The 19104-nt window shown below is 62.3% G+C and carries 12 protein-coding genes; 1 reads left to right on the top strand and 11 read right to left on the bottom strand.

The annotated features are described in order from the left end of the window. Entirely contained in the window at positions 1–2232 is a 2232-nt protein-coding gene (gene glgB / locus AC1RMX_RS04300) for a 1,4-alpha-glucan branching protein GlgB (RefSeq protein ID WP_493070613.1), read from the top strand. 54 nt (positions 2233–2286) lie between these two features. On the opposite strand, the gene AC1RMX_RS04305 is transcribed toward glgB, so the two are convergent. The 11 genes from AC1RMX_RS04305 to AC1RMX_RS04355 all read right to left on the bottom strand — a co-directional run bounded on the left by AC1RMX_RS04305 (position 2287) and on the right by AC1RMX_RS04355 (position 19059). Next, positions 2287–3357 carry an autotransporter domain-containing protein gene (locus AC1RMX_RS04305; protein ID WP_493070615.1) on the bottom strand — a complete coding sequence of 357 codons (1071 nt, stop codon included), beginning with the start codon at positions 3355–3357 and terminating at the stop codon, positions 2287–2289. A gap of 431 nt (positions 3358–3788) precedes the next feature. Next, the gene (locus AC1RMX_RS04310; RefSeq protein ID WP_096820269.1) at positions 3789–4586 is read right to left on the bottom strand and encodes an endonuclease/exonuclease/phosphatase family protein; all 798 of its coding nucleotides are present in this window, start codon (positions 4584–4586) and stop codon (positions 3789–3791) included. An 87-nt stretch (positions 4587–4673) separates the two neighbouring features. Beyond that, a complete protein-coding gene (locus AC1RMX_RS04315; RefSeq protein ID WP_096820270.1) occupies positions 4674–5435 on the bottom strand; it encodes a PIG-L deacetylase family protein in 762 nt (253 codons plus the stop codon). A gap of 251 nt (positions 5436–5686) precedes the next feature. Next, positions 5687–7846 carry a glycogen debranching protein GlgX gene (gene glgX, locus AC1RMX_RS04320; protein ID WP_493070617.1) on the bottom strand — a complete coding sequence of 720 codons (2160 nt, stop codon included), beginning with the start codon at positions 7844–7846 and terminating at the stop codon, positions 5687–5689. A 103-nt stretch (positions 7847–7949) separates the two neighbouring features. After that, positions 7950–8255, bottom strand: a complete 306-nt coding sequence (locus tag AC1RMX_RS04325; protein WP_493070619.1) for a DUF2934 domain-containing protein — start codon at positions 8253–8255, stop codon at positions 7950–7952. Between the two features lie 29 nt (positions 8256–8284). After that, positions 8285–11059 (bottom strand): malto-oligosyltrehalose synthase, encoded by a 2775-nt coding sequence (locus AC1RMX_RS04330; protein WP_493070621.1) that lies wholly within the window; start codon positions 11057–11059, stop codon positions 8285–8287. Beyond that, positions 11056–13134: a 4-alpha-glucanotransferase gene (gene malQ / locus AC1RMX_RS04335; RefSeq protein ID WP_096820274.1), complete on the bottom strand. Its 2079-nt coding sequence runs from the start codon at positions 13132–13134 to the stop codon at positions 11056–11058. The genes AC1RMX_RS04330 and malQ overlap by 4 nt, the downstream gene beginning before the upstream one ends. Continuing rightward, on the bottom strand, positions 13131–14933 hold the full coding sequence (gene treZ / locus AC1RMX_RS04340) for a malto-oligosyltrehalose trehalohydrolase (protein WP_493070623.1): 1803 nt from the start codon (positions 14931–14933) through the stop codon (positions 13131–13133). The genes malQ and treZ overlap by 4 nt, the downstream gene beginning before the upstream one ends. An 18-nt stretch (positions 14934–14951) precedes the next feature. Then, complete coding sequence (gene glgA / locus AC1RMX_RS04345; RefSeq protein ID WP_096820276.1) at positions 14952–16538, bottom strand: glycogen synthase GlgA; 1587 nt, start codon at positions 16536–16538, stop codon at positions 14952–14954. Positions 16539–17066: 528 nt separating this feature from the next. Further along, complete coding sequence (locus AC1RMX_RS04350; RefSeq protein WP_493070625.1) at positions 17067–18020, bottom strand: D-2-hydroxyacid dehydrogenase family protein; 954 nt, start codon at positions 18018–18020, stop codon at positions 17067–17069. Positions 18021–18033: 13 nt separating this feature from the next. Then, positions 18034–19059 (bottom strand): alpha/beta fold hydrolase, encoded by a 1026-nt coding sequence (locus AC1RMX_RS04355; RefSeq protein ID WP_493070627.1) that lies wholly within the window; start codon positions 19057–19059, stop codon positions 18034–18036. Positions 19060–19104: the final 45 nt, after the last annotated feature.

Here is a 19104-nt window from a genome sequence, read left to right on the forward strand (position 1 = left end):
ATGAGTTTCTCGAACAAGGAACAGGGTCACGTTAAAGAACGCTTGCTGCCCAGGGCGAAGGACATCGATGCCTTGGTGCGCGCAGAACATCAGGACCCGTTTTCCATTCTCGGACCCCACGGCGATGGTGCCGGCGGGCAGTTCATCCGGGCGTATCTGCCCGGTGCATTGAGTGTCACGGTGCTGGACAAGGACACCGGCGAGGAGCGCGGTCCGCTGGAGGCGACCGAAACGCCGGGGCTGTTCGTCGGGCATTTCGAGCCTTCGCGGCCGTATCAGTTGCGCACCCGCTGGGCCGGTGGCGAACAGGTCGCGGAAGACCCCTACAGCTTCGGGCCGTTGCTCGGTGAAATGGATTTGTACCTGTTCGCCGAGGGCAATCATCGCGACCTCAGCGGTTGCCTCGGAGCGCAGCTGAAAACCGTCGATGGCGTCGACGGCGTACGGTTTGCCGTGTGGGCGCCGAATGCCCGACGGGTGTCGGTGGTCGGTGACTTCAACGTCTGGGACGGGCGTCGGCATCCGATGCGTCTGCGGCATCCGTCCGGGGTCTGGGAGTTGTTCATTCCGCGCCTGCAGGCGGGCGATCTGTACAAATACGAAATCCTCGGCGCTCACGGTATCCTGCCGCTCAAGGCTGACCCGATGGCGCTGGCCACCAGCCTGCCGCCGGATACGGCCTCTAAAGTCGCCACACTGCTGCAAGTCGACTGGCAGGATCAGGACTGGATGAGTGGGCGCAGCGAGCGCCAGCAACATAATGCGCCGCTGTCGATCTATGAGCTGCATGCCGGGTCCTGGCAGTGTGAACTCGACGATCTCGGTGAAGTCGCCCGTCAGTACACGTGGCCGGAGCTGGCCGAGCGACTGATTCCCTACGTCAAGGAACTGGGTTTCACCCACATCGAACTGATGCCGATCATGGAGCATCCGTTCGGCGGCTCCTGGGGTTACCAGTTGCTGTCGCAGTTCGCGCCGAGCGCGCGTTACGGTACGCCGGACGAGTTCGCGGCGTTCATCAATGCCTGCCATCAGGCGGAAATCGGCGTGATTCTCGACTGGGTGCCGGCGCATTTTCCGACCGATACCCATGGCCTGGCGCAGTTCGACGGCACCGCGCTGTACGAATACGGCAACCCGCTGGAAGGCTTTCATCAGGACTGGGACACGCTGATCTACAACCTGGGCCGCACCGAAGTGCATGGCTACATGCTGGCTTCGGCATTGCATTGGCTGAAGCATTTCCACGTCGATGGATTGCGGGTCGATGCGGTGGCATCGATGCTGTACCGCGACTATTCGCGCAAGGCCGGGGAGTGGGTGCCCAATCGCCACGGCGGTCGGGAGAATCTGGAAGCCATCGACTTCCTTCGCCATTTGAATGATGTGGTGGCGCTGGAAGCACCGGGAGCTTTAGTGATTGCCGAGGAATCCACGGCGTGGCCCGGCGTCAGTCAAAGTACCCAGCAGGGCGGCCTCGGTTTTGCCTACAAGTGGAACATGGGCTGGATGCACGATTCGCTGCATTACATCCAGCAGGATCCGGTGTACCGCGCCCATCATCACAACGAGCTGAGTTTCGGTCTGGTCTACGCCTGGTCCGAGCGATTCATCCTGCCGATTTCCCATGACGAAGTGGTGCACGGCAAGCACTCGCTGATCGACAAGATGCCCGGCGACCGCTGGCAGAAATTCGCCAACCTGCGCGCTTACCTGAGCTTCATGTGGACCCATCCGGGCAAGAAACTGCTGTTCATGGGTTGCGAGTTCGGCCAGTGGCGTGAGTGGAATCACGATCAGCAGCTGGATTGGTATCTGCTCCAGTATTCCGAGCACAAAGGCGTGCAGAAACTGGTCGGCGACCTCAACCGTTTGTACCGCGAAGAGCCGGCGCTGCACGAACAGGACGACGCGCCGCAAGGGTTTCAGTGGCTGATCGGTGACGATGCGATCAACAGCGTCTATGCCTGGCTGCGCTGGAGCAAGGATGGCTCCCCGGTGTTGGTGGTGGCCAACTTCACGCCAGTGCCGCGTCAGTCGTATCGGGTGGGTGTGCCGTTTGCCGGGCGCTGGAGCGAGTTGCTCAACAGTGATGCCGACACCTATGCCGGTTCCAATTACGGCAATGGTGGCGGGGCGTTCACCGATGATGTGCCCAGCCATGGCCAGGCGTTGTCGCTGGAGCTGAATCTGCCGCCACTGGCGGTGTTGATCCTCAAGCCCGAACGTTGATGAAGCACCTGCGGGAGCGAGCGGCTCGCTCCCGCAGGGCGACTGGAAGTGTCCTTACCAGCGCATCCGGATTCCCAGACTGCCGATCAACCCGTTCAGATCATTGTCATCCACGTCACTGCTGTAGTCGGCGCTGACGTACAGGCTCACCGACGGCGTGACCTTCGCCACCAGACCCAGACCCAACTCCACCGTCGATGACTTGCGGCTGCTGCTGATCTTGTCCACCTGATCGAGGGTCACCGTGTTGCCGGTGTACACCGTGTGCCACAAGTTGGTGCGAACGTAGGGTTCGACCGGCAGACCGCTCAGGTCGTAACTGCCTTTCAGCCGAGCGCCGACCCGGCCGCTCCAGGACGAAATGTCACTCGATGAAGCGTTGCCCGAACCCGCGTAAGGCGTGTCGAGGGTGATCCGCTGATTGATCAACTGCGCCTGTGGCTCGACAACCCAGTTTTCGCTCAAGCCGATCGGGAACCCGCCCTCCACCGAGAACGTCATCGCACTGCCCTCAGTGGCCAGGCGCGCGCCCTGTTCATTACGGCTGAAGCCACTGACCCGGCCACCGCTGGCCGACAGGTCGACGTGCCAGCCTTCGGATCCGGTCAGGCTGTAGTAGGCGCCGAGGCTCTGGCCTTGCAGGTTGAGGGTGTCGGTGGTCGGATCGACGAGGGCGCGGTTGACGATCAGACCGTTGCCGTTGCCCTGGATCTGGTACGTGCCGCCGATCAATCCGATCCGTTGGGTCTGGCCGCTGCTGCCTTGCAGAGTCAGCACTGGCGGTCCTTTGAGCGCTCCACCGCCAGGTGTCGCGAACCCGGGGTTGAGGAGGTCGGTCTGTGCCTGGCGAGAGGCTTGTCCGTAGAGTTGATCCCAGGCCGAGGGGGTAAGGTCTTCGGTGATCAGGTGGTTGCCGCGCAGGTCGGGGCGCGGGCTCAAGCGTTGCGGGTCGGGGGTGATGACGGTCGCGGGCAGCGTCAGGATCGGCACGTCCTGGCGATACCAGGGCGTGGTCTCATCCGCCACAGGACCCGCCTGCGCCTCCATGGATGAGCACAGCAAGATAGAACTTGAAACGGTGCAAAAGGTGATTTTGATCTCGTGTGGGGTGAGTGAGGTTTTCATGAAGATCTACCTTGCTAGCGCATGTGGTATCTCGCCTTGGCGTCTCTCCTACCCCGAACGAGGGGCGACCGAATGGAGCGAGGCGAACCCGCAGCCACCCGTTTTCACGAGTGTCCGAAGGCCCGCCCCGGGTAGTGTTTCCGGGGGTAGTAAGGTAGAGCTAAGAAGACCGATGTCCCTGCGTCAAGAAATTGGACGATGAGCGGTATGGCTAAATCAGAGGTTGCAAGCGTTTGTTTTTCTGCACATATCTAAGTTGTTGTTTGCAGGGAAAAACACACCTGAAACCGCGAAACAGAGCGTTTGCTTAGCCTGCTATCGGCTTGCCAACTGATGCGAACGCCCAGATTTCCTGCCAGGCCACGCAGGTCATTGCTGTCAATATTGCGACTGTAGTCGGTGCTGGTGTAGACACTCGTGGCGCGGTCGAACTACAGATGCACCTCGACCGCCAGCGGCAAGTGATCCGACAAATGCGTCCAGGGCTTGTTGCCGAGTATCTGCGGATCATGGCTGCTGGCATTGCGCAGGTAGACCCGGTCCAGCCGCAGCAGCGGGAAGCGCGCCGGGTAGGTCTTGGCGGGCCGGCCGTGATGACGCTCGAAGGCTTCGTGCAGGTAGTCGCGGCGGGAGAGGGTGAGGTTGCCCTGCATCTGCCAGTCATTGAAGTCGCCGGCGATGATCACCGGCGCGTCCTCCGGCAGGGACTCGAGCAACTGACAGAGCAGTTGCAGCTGCAATTGACGGTGGCTTTCGAGCAGGCTCAGGTGCACGCAGATCGCATGAACCTCATCGTGCCCCGGTACATCCAGTACGCAGTGCAGCAGACCGCGGCGTTCCGGGCCGGTTATCGAGACATCGAGGTTGCGGTATTCGCGGATCGGGTACTTCGACAGCAGGGCATTGCCGTGGTGGCCGTCGGGGTAGACGGCGTTGCGTCCGTAGGCGAAATCGCTCCACATGCTGTCGGCGAGGAATTCGTACTGCGAGGTTTGTGGCCACTCGTTGTAGCGATTCGAATGCCGTTCGTGTTCGCCCACCACTTCCTGAAGAAACACCAGGTCGGCGCGGGTACTGCGCACCGCTTCACGCAGCTCCGGAAGGATGAAACGCCGGTTGAGTGCGGTAAAACCCTTGTGCGTGTTGACCGTCAACACCCGCAGGCGATGGATGGTCGACGGGTTCAAGGGCTGTGCGTCGATGACGTGACGCTTGGGGTCGCTGGACACGGTCGCTCCTCTGAATCATGACTGCCTTTTCATGCGACTGATCCGGGCGCGGGCAGTTCACATGGAGTGACTGCCCGCGCCTGGCCCTCAATCTACGAAGACAATTTCATAAGGCAGGCGCATGCGCTCCAGAATAGCCCTGGGCAACAACGGTGCAATGCCGATGGCCGGTTCGCCGTTCAACTGGCTGGCGTAGGCGTGGGTGGCGTGGCTTTTGCGCGCGACGGTCCAGGTATCGAGGCGCAGCTTGCGCGCGCGGTGCCACGGAATCTGTGCCTGATCGCGCTCGGGCCAGTGCCAGGCCCAGACCGGCACATCGTGGTAGCTGGCACCGGCCAGTCGTGCGGCTTTGGCGCTGGCCCGACCGACCACTTCATGATCTTCGGTGCCGTCTTCGCACCAGGTGCTGAACACCACGTCACCGGGTCGCAGGTAACGCGAGATGAACTCGGTCAATTGGGCTTCCTGTTCAAACAGGGCATTGTCTGTGAAACCGCCGCGCACCCATTTCAGGCTGTGCATCGGCAGGCCCAGGCGGCGCAAGGCTTCGACGCTTTCCTGGGGGCGGAACACGCTCAGGCGTTTTTCCGACCACTGGCGCGAGCCGGGATGGCTGGCGCTGCCGTCGGTGATCGAGAGCAATTGCAGGGGATGACCAAGGGAAGACAACAGTTGCAGCAAGCCGCCGCAGGTCACCACTTCGTCACCGGGGTGTGGCGCAATGACCACCGCACGCGCGCCGGGCGGCACGAGGCTATGGGTGTTGATGACGGGGATGTTGTCGAGTTGCGCGGCGCTGTTCCAGATTTGCGCCGGCAGGCCGCTTTCGCTGAGAGATAACGGTTTCATGGGGCAGGACGTCCTTGTTGAGTCTGGCCTTCAGTCACCCACGGCAACGCGTGTCTGACCCGTGAAGGCTGGTTGATAACCCTGCAGCGCTCCGAACCCTGGATTGCCGCGATGCTGAGTATTGCTCAAGACGCACGGTTCGTCGCGTTGCAGATCAATCTGCTCCGGTTTTTTTTATTCAAGCTGTGCCGTAACTCTCAAGTCGTGATCGCAGACCCAGCGGTGGAGGCCGATGTGTCGGTGTCTTGCGCTCAGTCTTCTTCGTCGCGTTGCAGTTCAAACAACAGCAGCGAGCGCCCTGTAACCGAATATTGATGCCCGAAATTGAAGCGCTCCTGACCGCGGATCGACGGTTGGTTGGTGTCGACCATGCAGGTCCAGAAACTGCCTTCAGGCACTTCCGGCAGCGTGAAGTTGACGATGTCGTGATGGGCGTTGACCACCAGCAGCAACGTCGCGTCGGCGCCCTTGCGGCGGATGCCGGTTTCCTGGGCGCGGCCATCGAGCAACATGCCCAGGCAGCGGTTGTGCGCATCGTGCCAGTGTTCGGTGGTCATTTCCGTGGCGTCCGGGGCCAGCCAGGTCACGTCCTTGACCCCGATGTCTTCGTTGTATTCACCCACCAGAAAACGCCCGCGCCGCAGGATCGGGTAGGTCAGGCGCAGCTTGATCAGGCGTTTGACAAATTTGAGCAGCGCCTTGCCATCCTCGCTCAAGTCCCAGTTGACCCATCCGATCTCGCTGTCCTGGCAGTAGGCGTTGTTGTTGCCGTCCTGGGTGCGGGCGAACTCGTCGCCGGCCACCAGCATCGGCGTGCCCTGGGCCAGCAACAGGGTGGCAAAGAAGTTGCGCATCTGCCGGTGACGCAGCGCATTGATTTCCGGATCGTCGGTGGGCCCCTCGACGCCGTGGTTCCAGGACAGGTTGTTGTTGCTGCCGTCCTGGTTGTTTTCGTCGTTGGCCTCGTTGTGCTTGTCGTTGTAGGACACCAGATCGTTGAGGGTGAAACCGTCGTGGGCGGTGACGAAGTTCACCGACGAGTAAGGGCGTCGGCCGCGCTGATTGAACATCTCGCCGGAAGCGGTCATGCGGCTGGCGAAGTCGGCGAGCTGACCGTCGTCACCTTTCCAGAATGCACGCACGGTGTCGCGGAACTTGTCGTTCCATTCGACCCAACCCGGCGGGAAGTTGCCGACCTGATAGCCACCGGGGCCACAGTCCCACGGCTCGGCAATCAGTTTCACCTGGCGCAGCACCGGGTCCTGGCGGCAGGCGACTAGGAAGCTGTGACGTTCGTCGAAACCGTCGTGGTAGCGGCCAAGAATGGTTGCCAGGTCAAAGCGGAAACCATCGACGTGCATTTCACTGGCCCAGTAGCGCAACGAATCAGTGACCATTTGCAGCACGCACGGGTGACTCAGGTCGAGGGTGTTGCCAGTGCCGGAATCGTTGATGTAGAAGCGCTTGTCGTCCGGCATCAGCCGATAGTACGAAGCGTTGTCGATCCCGCGCATCGACAGAGTGGGGCCTTGCTCGTTGCCCTCGGCGGTGTGGTTGTAGACCACGTCGAGAATCACTTCGAGATTGGCTTCATGCAGGTGCGCGACCATCTCCTTGAACTCGGCGATCTTGCCACTGGCCAGATAACGCGGGTCCGGGGCGAAGAAGGCGATGCTGTTGTAGCCCCAGTAATTGGTCATGCCTTTGTGCAGCAGGTGCTGATCGTTGACGAAGGCGTGAATCGGCAGCAGCTCGACGGTGGACACGCCGAGTTTGCGGATGTGTTCCAGCACATCGTCGACCATCAGCCCGGCAAACGTGCCGCGCACGTTATCCGGCACGGCGGGGTGGCGCATGCTGATGCCGCGCACATGGGTTTCGTAAATGATGGTCTTGTCCCACGGCACGCTGACGCGATGGTCGTTGCCCCAGGTGTGCGCCGGGTCGATGACCTTGCATTTGGGTACGAAGGGCGCGCTGTCACGCTCGTCGAAACTGAGGTCGGCATCCGGGTGGCCGATGGTGTAGCCGAACAGCGCTTCGGACCATTTCAACTGACCGACCAGTTGTTTGGCGTAGGGATCGATCAGCAATTTGTTGTGGTTGAAGCGGTGGCCGTTGGCCGGGTCGTAGGGGCCGTAGACCCGGTAGCCGTAAATCAGGCCCGGGTGCGCGTCGGGCAGGTAGCCGTGGAAGATTTCGTCGGTATATTCCGGCAGTTCGATGCGTTCGAGTTCGACTTCGCCAGCATCGTCGAAAATGCACAGTTCGACGCGGGTGGCGTTGGCGGAAAACAGCGCAAAGTTCACCCCCAGACCATCCCAGGTCGCGCCGAGCGGGAAGGGCAGGCCTTCACGGATTCGCGAGGGCTCGGCGTGTGCGGCGGGCTCGGCTTTCTTTGGACGGGTCATGATTGCTCCTGCAAATCGGGGTGGGCATTTTTAAAGGGCGAGTGAACCCTCGGTGGCGAGCGAACCCGCCACACGGCCATTCAGTTCAACGGTTCGAAAAGCCTCAGGCTGCCGGGGGTTTGCGGGGCGCGCGGGGCTTTTTCTCGGCGGCTTTTTCGCCCGGTGGAATCACTTTCGCGGCACTCGCCGGTTTGGCTTTCGCCGTCGTGGCCTTGGGCTTGGCCGCAGAGGCTTTGGTGGCTGCCGTTTTGCCAGTCGCCGCCTTCGGCGATTTTTTCGGTGCCAAAGCTTCGGCTTCGGCCAGTTTGCGCGCCATCTCCCAGTGGCGGGCTTCATGGCCTTCGGGCTTACCTTCCGATTCCCAGATCTGATAGGCGAATTCGCGGATGCGTTTATCGTCGGTACTCATCGCAATGCTCCTGAACTGAACTCATGCTTCTAGAAGTGTTGGATAAACAGATTGACCGGGACATCCCCCAGCGCAGCGCTGACCTCCAGCTCCCTGTTTTTTGTGACTGCGGTGCTCGAAAAAAGTCCCTTCAGATTTTCGTCCAAGGCGGCGAACGGTAATTCGACCCGCGTATCGCCCCAGCGCAGCGCATCGACCTGCGGGACGGCACCGTTTTCCAGCAGTGTTGCGCAACGGATCGGCACGATGACGATTGCCCGTTGGCCCCCATGCTCGCGGGCAAACGCGAGCACGTTGTGCGCCTGGCTGCCCAGCACCTCGAGGGCCTGGTACGAGCCTCGGCGAAACAACTCGGTGTGTTCGGCGCGCAGGTTCAGTACCTGAGCGATCAACGCTTGCTTGATGCGCCCGTTGCGCCAGTTCGACAGCAGTTCCGATACGGGAGCAGGTTTCAGTGATTGTTCACGCAAGCTGTAGTCCACCGGCCGGCGGTTGTCCGGATCCACCAGGCTGAAATCCCAGCACTCGTTGCCCTGATACAGATCCGGTACGCCCGGTACGGTCACGTGCAGCAAGGTTTGCGCCAGACTGTTGAGGGCGCCGGCCGCGGCGATGCTGTTGACGGATTTTGCCAATGCCCCTCGCAGCAACTCACCTTCCGGAGCGAGTAACAACTGCTCGGTGAAGGATTGCGCGGCGTTTTCGTAGGCTTCGTTCGGCGCACTCCAGCTGCTTTGCAACTTGGCTTCGTGCAGGGCTTTCTGCTGCCATTGCCAGATGCGTTTGGCGTAGTCGGCGAATCCATCCTGATCGTCGTTGTGCAGTTCCAGCGGCCAACTGCCGAGCAGCGCCTGATAGAGGATCAACTCGTCAGCAGCCGACGGCATCTGATCGTCGCTGCGCAGCGGCCGGGCGAGGGCGCGCCACAGCTCGACCTGTTCGGCGTACCAGTGGCTGCGCTCACTGAGTACGGCCAGGCGCGCGCGGGTGTCTTCGCCGCGTTTGTGGTCGTGGGTGGCGGTGGCCAGCAGGTTGTCGGGGAATGTCGCCAGACGTTGCAGGTTTGTTGCGTGAAAATCACTGACCGGGGCGCTGAACTGTTCGGTGTTGTAGCCCACGTCATTGCGCGACAGCAGCACCGCCGAGCGGTACAGCGCGGTGTCTTCCACGGCTTTGGCGGCGGCGGGTGAGGTCAGTTGCTGAAAGCGTACGCAGGCGTGGCGCAGGATCTTGCGCGAGCGCCCACGGGGTTTGCGCCGCCACGGCTGGCCGCCGAGCCAGGCGGACACGGACTCAAGCACCGGCCAGTCGCTTTCGTTCAATGTCTGGCGCGCACCTTCCATGGCCTGCTGGAAAAACACCTCGTCCTGCGCCGAACGGCCCATCGCACTGATGTAGGTGCGATACACCGGGAAATGCACGATCAACGCCTGTAACACCCGGCGGATCGAGCCGAGCGTGAGGTCGCGGGTCATCAGGTCGTCCCGCGCCACTTGCAACAGCGCCTGGGCAACGCTTTCGCAATCACTGGCCAGCGAGCCGTTGAGAATCTGCTGACGCGCCAGCCGTGCTTCTTCGATAAACGCCGCGGGACGCTCGGTACGGCGTTGCCACAAGTCTCCGAGCACGTGTTCACCGGCCGGGTCGTGTTGCAGCAGCGACAGCTGATTCATGAACTCGTAACCGGTGCTGCCATCCACCGCCCAGTCGGCGCGAAGGGTTTCACCGTCGCCGAGAATCTTCTCGACGTAGATCGGCAAGTGTCGCCCCGGCGCCAGAAAGTCGAGGCGTCGACGTAGCTTGCGGCAATAGCCTCGGGGATCGGCGAGGCCGTCGATGTGGTCGATGCGCAGACCGTCGATCAAGCCTTCTCCGATCAACTGGAAGATCTTGCCGTGGGTAGCTTCGAACACGGCAGGCCGTTCGACACGCAAACCGCCGAGTTCGTTGATGTCGAAGAAGCGTCGCCAGTTGATGTCGTCCGCCGCCGTGCGCCAACTGGCCAGGCGATAGCTTTGCCGCTCCAGTAGTTGATGCAGACGCTGGAAACCGTCGTCGGTCTTTGAGTCGTAGTGCATCAAGTTGCGCTGGATGGTTTGCAGGATGTGCGGGTCGCTGGCCAGTTGCTGGAGTTCTTCCTTGAGCGGGAGGGCCAGCGAGCGGGCGTCGGTCTGGTAGCTGAGGGTGCTGAAGCGATCGGCCAGCGACTTGAGCGCCTCGTTCGCCGGCTCGTCGGCTTTGAGCAGTTCGCCGTAATCGCCGGGGCAGATCGGGAAGTGATGCTCGTAATGCTCGACGTGGAAGGTGCCGCACTCGGCGTTGAACACCAGCGGCAGCGTGCCGTCCTGCAACGCGACGCCGTAATCGCTGCCAAGAAAGGGCAGCAGCAACTGGCCTTCCATCAACGGATCGGGCGAGTGCCACTGGATATCGAAGAACTCGCCATAGGGGCTGAGCCGGCCCCATTCCAGCAAATCGAGCCACCACGGATTGTCACCGCCACCGACCGCCATGTGGTTGGAGACGATGTCGAGGATCAGCCCCATGCCGTGTTCACGCAGGGCCGCGACCAACCGGCGCAAGGCTGGTTCGCCGCCGAGTTCAGGGTTGACCCGGGTCGGGTCGACCACATCGTAACCGTGCATGGAACCGGCGCGGGCGGCGAGCAGCGGCGAGGCGTAAACATGGCTGATGCCGAGCCGGGCAAAGTACGCCACCAGCGGCACCGCCTGATCGAGGGTGAAACCTTTATGGAATTGCAGGCGCACCGTGGCGCGCAACGACTGGCCTGGCGGTGCACTCATTGGTCACGCTCGGCCGCCTGAAGGCGGGCGCAGGCGAGCAGTTCCAGACGTCGCGCGGCATCAACCCCATCGAGCAACGTTTCGCTGGTGCCCGGCAGGCGCCGTGACCAGTTGGGGTGGGTGTCGATGGTGCCGGGCAGATTGGCCTGTTCGTCCAGGCCCAACGCGTCTTCCAGCGGTAGAAGCACCAGCGGCGCGCGGGTGTGGCCGAGGAAACGGACACTGGCGTCGACCACTTGATCGGCCTCGTGGGATTCCTCGCGAAAGTTCTGCGGGTCCTGGCTCAAGGCGCCCCGGAGGCCTTCGCGCTCGCGTTCGCGATAACGGCGCCAGTCGATTTCACCGTTGGCGTCGATCAGCCCGAGTCGCGCATTCCAGTCGATGTCCCGGCCATGCCACCAGCCATTGAGCGTCGGGAGGTCGTGGGTGCTGGTGGTGGCCAGCGCGTTGTCCGGCCAGTCGAGGATCGGTTTGAAATGGGTGTTGTCCTGCTCGAACAACAGCACGCGCATGCCGAGCATGGCGCGGGCGATCAGTTTTTCCCGCAGGCCATCGGGCACGGTGCCGAGGTCTTCGCCCAGCACGATCGCCTGATGGCGGTGGGATTCGAGGGTCAGCAACCGCAGCAAGTCGTCCACCGGGTAATACAGGTAAGCACCGTCCGCCGGTGCCGCGCCGTTCGGGATCACCCACAGCCGTTGCAGGCCCATGACGTGGTCGATGCGCAAGCCGCCGGCGTGGGCAAAATTGGCGCGCAGCATGTCGATGAAGGCACGAAAACCATTGCGTATCAGGCCTTCCGGGGAGAATGCAGAGATGCCCCAGCCCTGGCCGGAGCGATTGAGGATGTCCGGTGGCGCCCCGACGGTCAGCGACGCCAGCAATTCGTCCTGAAAACTCCAGGCCTGACTGCCGGCGCCGTCGGCACCCACCGCCAGGTCAGCGATCAGACCGATGCCCATGCCGGCGCTGCGCGCAGCGTTCTGTGCACGCTCCAGGCAGCGGTGGATCAACCATTGGCAAAACGCGAAGTAGCCGATGCGCTCGGCGTACTCCTCGGCAAACGCACCGAGGGCGGCACCTCGCGGGTCGTGCCAGTGCTCCGGCCATTCACGCCAGTCGAGATTTTCGCCCCGGGCGGCACGCATTTCCTGAATGGCTTCGAAGCGGCAGTGGTTTTCCAGCGCTTCGCCACCCGCGTCGCGGTAGCTGGAAAAATCCGCCTGCAACGGATGTTCGCCACGGGTGAAACCTTCGTACAGCGCTTGCAACAGTTTTTGCTTGGCGTCGGCGGCGCTGGGCCAGTCGATCAGTTTCAGGTTTTCCAGTTGCTGGAACTGATCGTTGAGGCCGGCGGTGTCGATGGCATCACGCAGGGCGCGCTCGCCGAGAATCGTCCCCGGCGCGGCATACAGCGAATTGAGAAACAGACGGCTGGACGGCGAATACGGGCTGTAGCGCCCGGTGTCGGCGCTGAACATCGCATGCAGCGGGCTGATCGCCAAAGCGTCGGCACCGCGTTCGCCGGCGCTGCGGGCCAGTTCTTCCAGCGCCTGGGTGTCGCCGAAACCACCGTCGCCGGGGCGGCGCAGGCTGTAAAGCTGCACGCTCAGGCCCCAGGCGCGAGGGATCGGGCTGTCCACGGCATCGCCCACGCTGTAGCAGCGCTCGGGGGCCACGGCCAGGGTGAATTGTTGACCGGCGATGTGAACTTGCTGATAACCGACCGGGATCTCACCGGGCAACACCGCATCGGCATCCAGCTTGAGCGACAGCCGCGTGCCGTCCTCCAGATGAATCTCACAGGGACTTTCAGGTTCGAAATAGCGCGCCAGGTCCAGATCCGCGCCGACATCGGCAGTCAGCAAGGGCGGCAGTTGGCGGTCCTGTTGCACTTGTTGCAGTTCCAGCAGGCTGGCGTCGATTTCCTGGGCTGAGCCGGCCGGGTGACCGAGCCCGGTAAGGACATTGCGCAGCACGGCCGGCGCGACTCTCTGCGGGCGGCCATTGGCATCGATCCAGTCGACCGCGAGGCCGGCTCGGCTGGCGAGAATTTCCAGTTGCGCATCGCTCATAGGCGCTCTCCATCCAGGGGTGGCAAAGGGGTTGCGGCCGTGAGGCTGACGAGCGCGCAATACGGGGGCAGTCGGCCCGCGTCCGGCAGGTCGGCGGCGGGCGGTTGCTGCAAGAGCCACACCGCGTCGGCCTGTGGTGGGTTGACCACTGGCGTGTCGCTGAGGTTCAGGTCGATTCGCAGCTCGCTGCCATCGCCCAGACGCCAGCGTGCACTCACGGCGCCAAACCCCAGCACCTGTGCACCGAGTGCCTGGGTGCCGGGCAAATGCGGGGTGATGTGTTGGTGGCGCAGCTGCAACAGGTGTCGATACAGCGCAAGCGTTGTCTGCTGTTTCGGCGTGCCGCTGCCGATCAGCCTCGGTTGCGAGGCGTGAAACGTCTGCTCGGCGTTGGGATCGGGAATCTGCTCGCGGCGTTGCGGATCGGCGAAGGCGCTGAACGCGGCGAACTCGTTACGCCGGCCTTCGCGCACAAGCTTCGCGAGCTCGCCGTGGTGGCTGGTGAAGAACAGGAACGGTTGCTCGGCAGCGTATTCGTCGCCCATGAACATCAGCGGAATCATCGGTGACAGCAGCAACAACACCGTAGCGGCCTGGAGCGCGCGCGGATCGGCCAGTTGATGCAGGCGCTCGCCGAAGGCGCGGTTACCGATCTGGTCATGGTTCTGCAGGAACAGCACGAACGCGGTGGACGGCAGATGTTCGCTCGGCTCGCCACGGGGCGTGCCGTGGCGGGTCAGATGGCCCTGAAACACAAAACCCTGACTCAGGCAGCGGGCCAATTGCTCGGTGGGGTGTTCGGCGTAGTCGGCGTAATAGGCATCGGTTTCGCCGGTCAGCAGCACGTGCAGGGCATTGTGGCCGTCGTCGTTCCACTGGGCATCGTAGGCGTCTTCCAGCAGGCTGGCCTGATTGTGCTCGTTCTCCACGGTCAGCCAGACATGCCGCGACGGATCGATCTGCTGCCGTATGCGCTGCGCCAGTTCAGGCAGGAAGTCGGGGCTTTCTATGGCATGCACAGCATCCAGGCGTAGTCCGTCGAAACGGTATTCGAGCAGCCACATCAAGGCGTTTTCGACGAAGAAGTCCCGTACTTCGCGGCAGCGGAAATCAATGGCCGCGCCCCACGGGGTGTGTTTGTCTTCGCGAAAGAAACCCTTGGCGTAGCGATGCAGGTAATTGCCGTCGGGGCCGAAGTGGTTGTAGACCACGTCGAGAATCACCGCCAGGCCATAACCGTGGGCGCTGTCGATCAGGTGTTTGAGTTGTTCCGGCGTGCCATAGGAAGCTTGCGGCGCGTAGTGCAGCACGCCGTCGTATCCCCAGTTGCGCTCGCCGGGAAACTGCGCGATCGGCATCAATTCGATGGCGGTGATGCCCAACCCGGCGAGGCGCGCCAGATGCTGCTCGACTTCGGCAAAACCGCCGAGGGCACCGACATGCAGCTCGTAAATCACTGCTTCGTTCCAGGGCCGACCCTGCCACGTTGTATTCCGCCAGGCATAGGCGTGCGGATCGACGACCACGCTTTGGCGGTCGAGGTCGCCGTCCTGCGCCCTGGAGGCCGGATCGGGCACCTCCAGTTCGCCGTCGATGTTGTAGCGGTAGCGACTGCCGGCGGGGCAGCGGCTCTTGATCACGAACCAGCCATCCGCCTGCGGCAGCATGGGCAGAGACCGACCGTTGCCCAGCTCGACGCTGACGTAAAACGCATCCGGCGCCCACAACGCGAATTGCGTGTGGTCGGCATCCAGCATGATCGCGCCGTGGGGCCAGGTTTCAAGGGACCGTAACGGCATCGTTGAAAACCTCCCTGGTTATTTGTGGTGCGTTTTACCCAAGGCCTTGGCCACCAGTTGTTCGTAGAGTTCGGCGTAGGGTTCGACGGCCTTGCACCAGTTGAACGGGGCAGCCATCGCCCGGCAGCGCATGGCGTGCAGCAGATCCGGGAAGGCAAACACCTTGAACGCGCGGCTCAGGGCTTCGCGGTAGCTGTCAGCCGTGGACTCGTTGAACAGGAACCCGGTGACGCCGTTTTCAATGGTGTCGGCCAGCCCGCCGGTGTTGCGCGCCACCGGCAGTGAGCCGAAACGCTGAGCGTACATCTGGCTCAAGCCGCAAGGTTCGTAACGCGACGGCATCAGCAGGAAATCGCTGCCGGCGAACATCCGCCGGGCGTCGGTTTCATTGAAGCCGATGCGCACGCCGATCTGGCCGGGGAAACGCAGGGCCAGTTCGCGCATGGCCTGTTCCTCTTCCGGCTCGCCGCGTCCGATGATGGCGATCTGGCCGCCGTTCTGCACGATGTACTCCGACACCGCTTCGGTCAGGTCCAGGCCTTTTTGATAAACCAGCCGCGACACCACGGCAAACAGCGGGCCTTCGGAGTCTTTCAGACCGAACAGTTCGCGTACATGGGCGGCGTTGACGGCTTTTCCTTCCCAGTCGCCGATGGCAAACGGCGCGAACAGGTGCGGGTCGGTGGCGGCGTCCCAGCTCTCGTCGATACCGTTGGGGATGCCGCTGAGCAAACCTTGCTGGGTCTTGGCGGCGAGAAAGCCGTCGAGGCCGCAGCCGAAATCAGGGGTGGTGATTTCCTGCGCGTAGGTGGCGCTGACCGTGGTGATGTGGCTCGAATAGGCCATGCCGGCCTTGAGGAACGACATCTTGCCGTAGAACTCCATGCCTTCCTGTTGCAGGGCATGGGCGGGAATCCCGAGTTCCGGGCACGAACCCAGGCTGGTCACGCCTTGATAGGCGAGGTTGTGAATGGTGAACAGGGTCGGCGTGCGTTGCCCGCGCCAGTGCATGTAAGCAGGCGCCAGACCGGCCGGCCAGTCATGGGCGTGCACCAGATCCGGGCACCAGTGGATTTGTGCGAGGTTGGCGGCGATATCGGCGGCGGCCAGACCCAGACGGGCGAAACGGATGTGGTTGTCCGGCCAGTCGCGTCCGTTGTTGGCGCCATAAGGGCCGCCGTCGCGAGCGTAGAGTTCAGGGCAGATCAACACATAAATGACCAGGCCGTCAGGCATGTCCATGCGCCCGATCTTGCACGGTGGCAGCGCGGCGTGGCCGCCCAGTTCGCCGATGATGTGGATCGGATTTTCACTGTTCATCACTTGCGGGTAACCGGGGATCAGCACCCGGACATCATGCAGATGCGCCATCGCGCGGGGCAGGGCGGCAGAAACGTCACCAAGACCGCCGGTCTTCACCAGATCGGCGATTTCCGAGGTCACGAACAACACTTTCTTCTTGTTGGGATTCTGACTGGCTACCGGTGTCAGCGTCTTGGTGCCCGGGACGTTGATCGACCGGCTGCCGGGAACGCTCACGGTGCTCGATTCGCCGACCGGCTGATGAGCACGCTCTCCCTGAATATCCAATGCCGCACTGATCATATGAATCTCCCGTTTTGTTGATCTGATTCTTGTCTTGAACAAGCGATGTCCATGGCCAAATCCTGTGGCCGGGCGCAAACGCGCCACGCATCGGTGAGCAAACGCTACCCAACACGCGCAAGCAGAATGGGTGAAGAGGCCATTGCAAGGAATGAACCAGTCGCCTTGGCCTTGTCTTTCAGATGACCCGTCGCGATCAGCAAAAGTTTCGACAAAATTTCCACATTGTGACCGACCGGTTTCGCCCCGCGAAAACCAGTCTAGGCCAGATCCTAGAGCGGGCCAGGGCAATCGGACGAATTGTTCGACAATCTGTTGCAGGCTCACGGAAACCGTGGCTTTGAGCGGGTGATCGCACCGACGAAGTGCATGTTTGAAGGGGCGGACGGTGCAAAACGGTGACCGGCCGGTCACGTTTTCGGGCGCGAGGAAAGTGCGTGTGCACTGTTGCGGTGCGGACAGTTGTGTTGGCGTGCGGTCAGTGGGTGCTGCTTCGCGGGCAGGGGTTGCCCGCGAATCGGAGGAAGGTCAGTTCAGCAGACGAATCGGTTCTCCCGCTGACCAGGCCTGAATGTCTTCGATCATCTGCGAAAAGAACTGCTGATAGTTCTGTCGGCTGACGTATCCGACATGAGGCGTGGCCAGCACATTGTCCAGCGTGCGAAACGGATGCAGTGCCGGCAACGGTTCTTCATCGAACACATCCAGGGCTGCGCCACCGATGCGCTGTTTCTGCAAGGCCTTGATCAGCGCGGCTTTGTCGACAATCGGCCCGCGCGCCGTGTTGACCAGCAGGGCGGTTGGCTTCATCCAGTCCAGCGCCTGAGCATCGACCAGGCCACGACTGCGGTCGCTGAGCACCAGGTGCACCGACAAAACGTCGGCCTGTTCGAACAATTGCTGCTTGCTGACATAGGTGACACCGGCCTGTTCGGCGCGCTCGGCGGTCAGGTTTTCGCTCCAGGCGATCACCCGCATGCCGAACACCTGACCGAACTGCGCCACCCGTTGGCCGATGCTGCCGAGCCCGAGAATGCCGAGGGTCTTGCCGTGCAGATCGCCGCCCAGACCCTGTTGCCATTGGCCGGCGCGCAGGGCGTTGGCCTCGTTCACCAGGTTGCGGGTGGCGGCCATGATCAGCGCCCAGGTCAGTTCCGGCGCTGCATGCTTATAGCTGTCGGTGCCGCAGACCTTGATCCCGAACCGGGCAGCGGCCGGCATGTCCAACGCTGCGTTGCGCATGCCGCCGGTGACCAGCAGCTTGAGGTTCGGCAAACGCTTGAGCAGGTCTTCATCGAAGCGCGTGCGTTCGCGCATCACACAAATCACCTCGAACCGGCCCAGGCGCTCGGCCAGCGTGGCGTTGTCCGCCGGGTAGTCATGGACGAAAGTCACTTCGCCGAGACTGTCGAGCACCGACCAGTCGACTACACCCCGCGCGACGTCCTGCCAGTCATCGATCACTGCAATCTGCACCGCCATCAGCCTTGACTCCTCAACGAACGGGATTGGTTTTGTTCAGCCAGCCGAGCAGTGCCTGATGGAACTGCGCCGGCTCTTCCATCTGCGGGGCGTGGCCCAGTCCGGGGAATTCCACCAGCGTGGCCTGCGGAATCAGTTTGGCGACCTGTTTGCCCAGCACCTCGTAATGGCCGATTTTCGCTTTCACCTCGGGCGGCGCAATGTCCTTGCCGATGGCCGTGGTGTCGGAGGTGCCGATCAGCAACAGGGTCGGCATCTTCAGGTCCTTGAACTCGTAGTAGACCGGCTGGGTGAAGATCATGTCGTAGATCAGCGCGGAGTTCCATGCGACCTGAGTCTTGCCCGGCCCATTGCTCAGGCCCGCGAGCATGTCTACCCAACGGTCGAATTCGGGTTTCCAGCGACCGTCGTAATAGGTGCTGCGCTCATAGTCACGAATGCCTTGGGCGGTGACTTTCAGTTCGCGCTGATACCACTGGTCAACGCTGCGATACGGTACGCCAAGGGCTTTCCAGTCTTCGAGACCGATCGGGTTGACCAGCGCCAATTGCTCGACCTGATCCGGGTATTGCAGGGCGTAGCGGGTGGCCAGCATGCCGCCGGTGGAGTGGCCGAGCAGGGTGGCTTTCTGAATGCCCAGCGCCTTGAGCAATTGCTGGGTGTTGGCCGCCAGTTGCTGGAAGGTGTACTGGTAGTGATCGGGTTTGCTGGAGGTGCAGAAGCCGATCTGATCTGGCGCAACCACCCGGTAACCGGCCTCGCTCAGGGCCTTGATCGAACTGTCCCAGGTGGCGCCGCAAAAATTCTTGCCGTGCATCAGCACTACGGTGCGCCCGTTGGCCTTGCCGTGGGCGGCGACGTCCATGTAACCCATCTGCAATGATTTGCCCTGGGACTGAAAGGCAAAATGCTTGAGGGTGTAGGGATAGTCGAAACCTTGCAGTTCCGGGCCGTATTGCGGGCCTTCGGCGTGAGCAAACAGGGGCAGGGCAGCGGTCAGCAACAGGCCGGGCAGCCAGCGGGTCAGCGACACAGACATGGGACAACTCCACAGGAAATCGGCCGATGCTGGAACGGCCGGATT

The organism is Pseudomonas sp. GW822-FHT03F04 (genome assembly GCF_058801405.1).

Coding starts and splice junctions, on each gene's coding strand:
- glgB (WP_493070613.1), top strand. CDS start 1: ATGAGTTTCTCGAACAAGGAACAGGGTCACGTTAAAGAACGCTTGCTG.
- AC1RMX_RS04305 (WP_493070615.1), bottom strand. CDS start 3,357: ATGAAAACCTCACTCACCCCACACGAGATCAAAATCACCTTTTGCACC.
- AC1RMX_RS04315 (WP_096820270.1), bottom strand. CDS start 5,435: ATGAAACCGTTATCTCTCAGCGAAAGCGGCCTGCCGGCGCAAATCTGG.
- glgX (WP_493070617.1), bottom strand. CDS start 7,846: ATGACCCGTCCAAAGAAAGCCGAGCCCGCCGCACACGCCGAGCCCTCG.
- AC1RMX_RS04325 (WP_493070619.1), bottom strand. CDS start 8,255: ATGAGTACCGACGATAAACGCATCCGCGAATTCGCCTATCAGATCTGG.
- AC1RMX_RS04330 (WP_493070621.1), bottom strand. CDS start 11,059: ATGAGTGCACCGCCAGGCCAGTCGTTGCGCGCCACGGTGCGCCTGCAA.
- malQ (WP_096820274.1), bottom strand. CDS start 13,134: ATGAGCGATGCGCAACTGGAAATTCTCGCCAGCCGAGCCGGCCTCGCG.
- treZ (WP_493070623.1), bottom strand. CDS start 14,933: ATGCCGTTACGGTCCCTTGAAACCTGGCCCCACGGCGCGATCATGCTG.
- glgA (WP_096820276.1), bottom strand. CDS start 16,538: ATGATCAGTGCGGCATTGGATATTCAGGGAGAGCGTGCTCATCAGCCG.
- AC1RMX_RS04350 (WP_493070625.1), bottom strand. CDS start 18,020: ATGGCGGTGCAGATTGCAGTGATCGATGACTGGCAGGACGTCGCGCGG.
- AC1RMX_RS04355 (WP_493070627.1), bottom strand. CDS start 19,059: ATGTCTGTGTCGCTGACCCGCTGGCTGCCCGGCCTGTTGCTGACCGCT.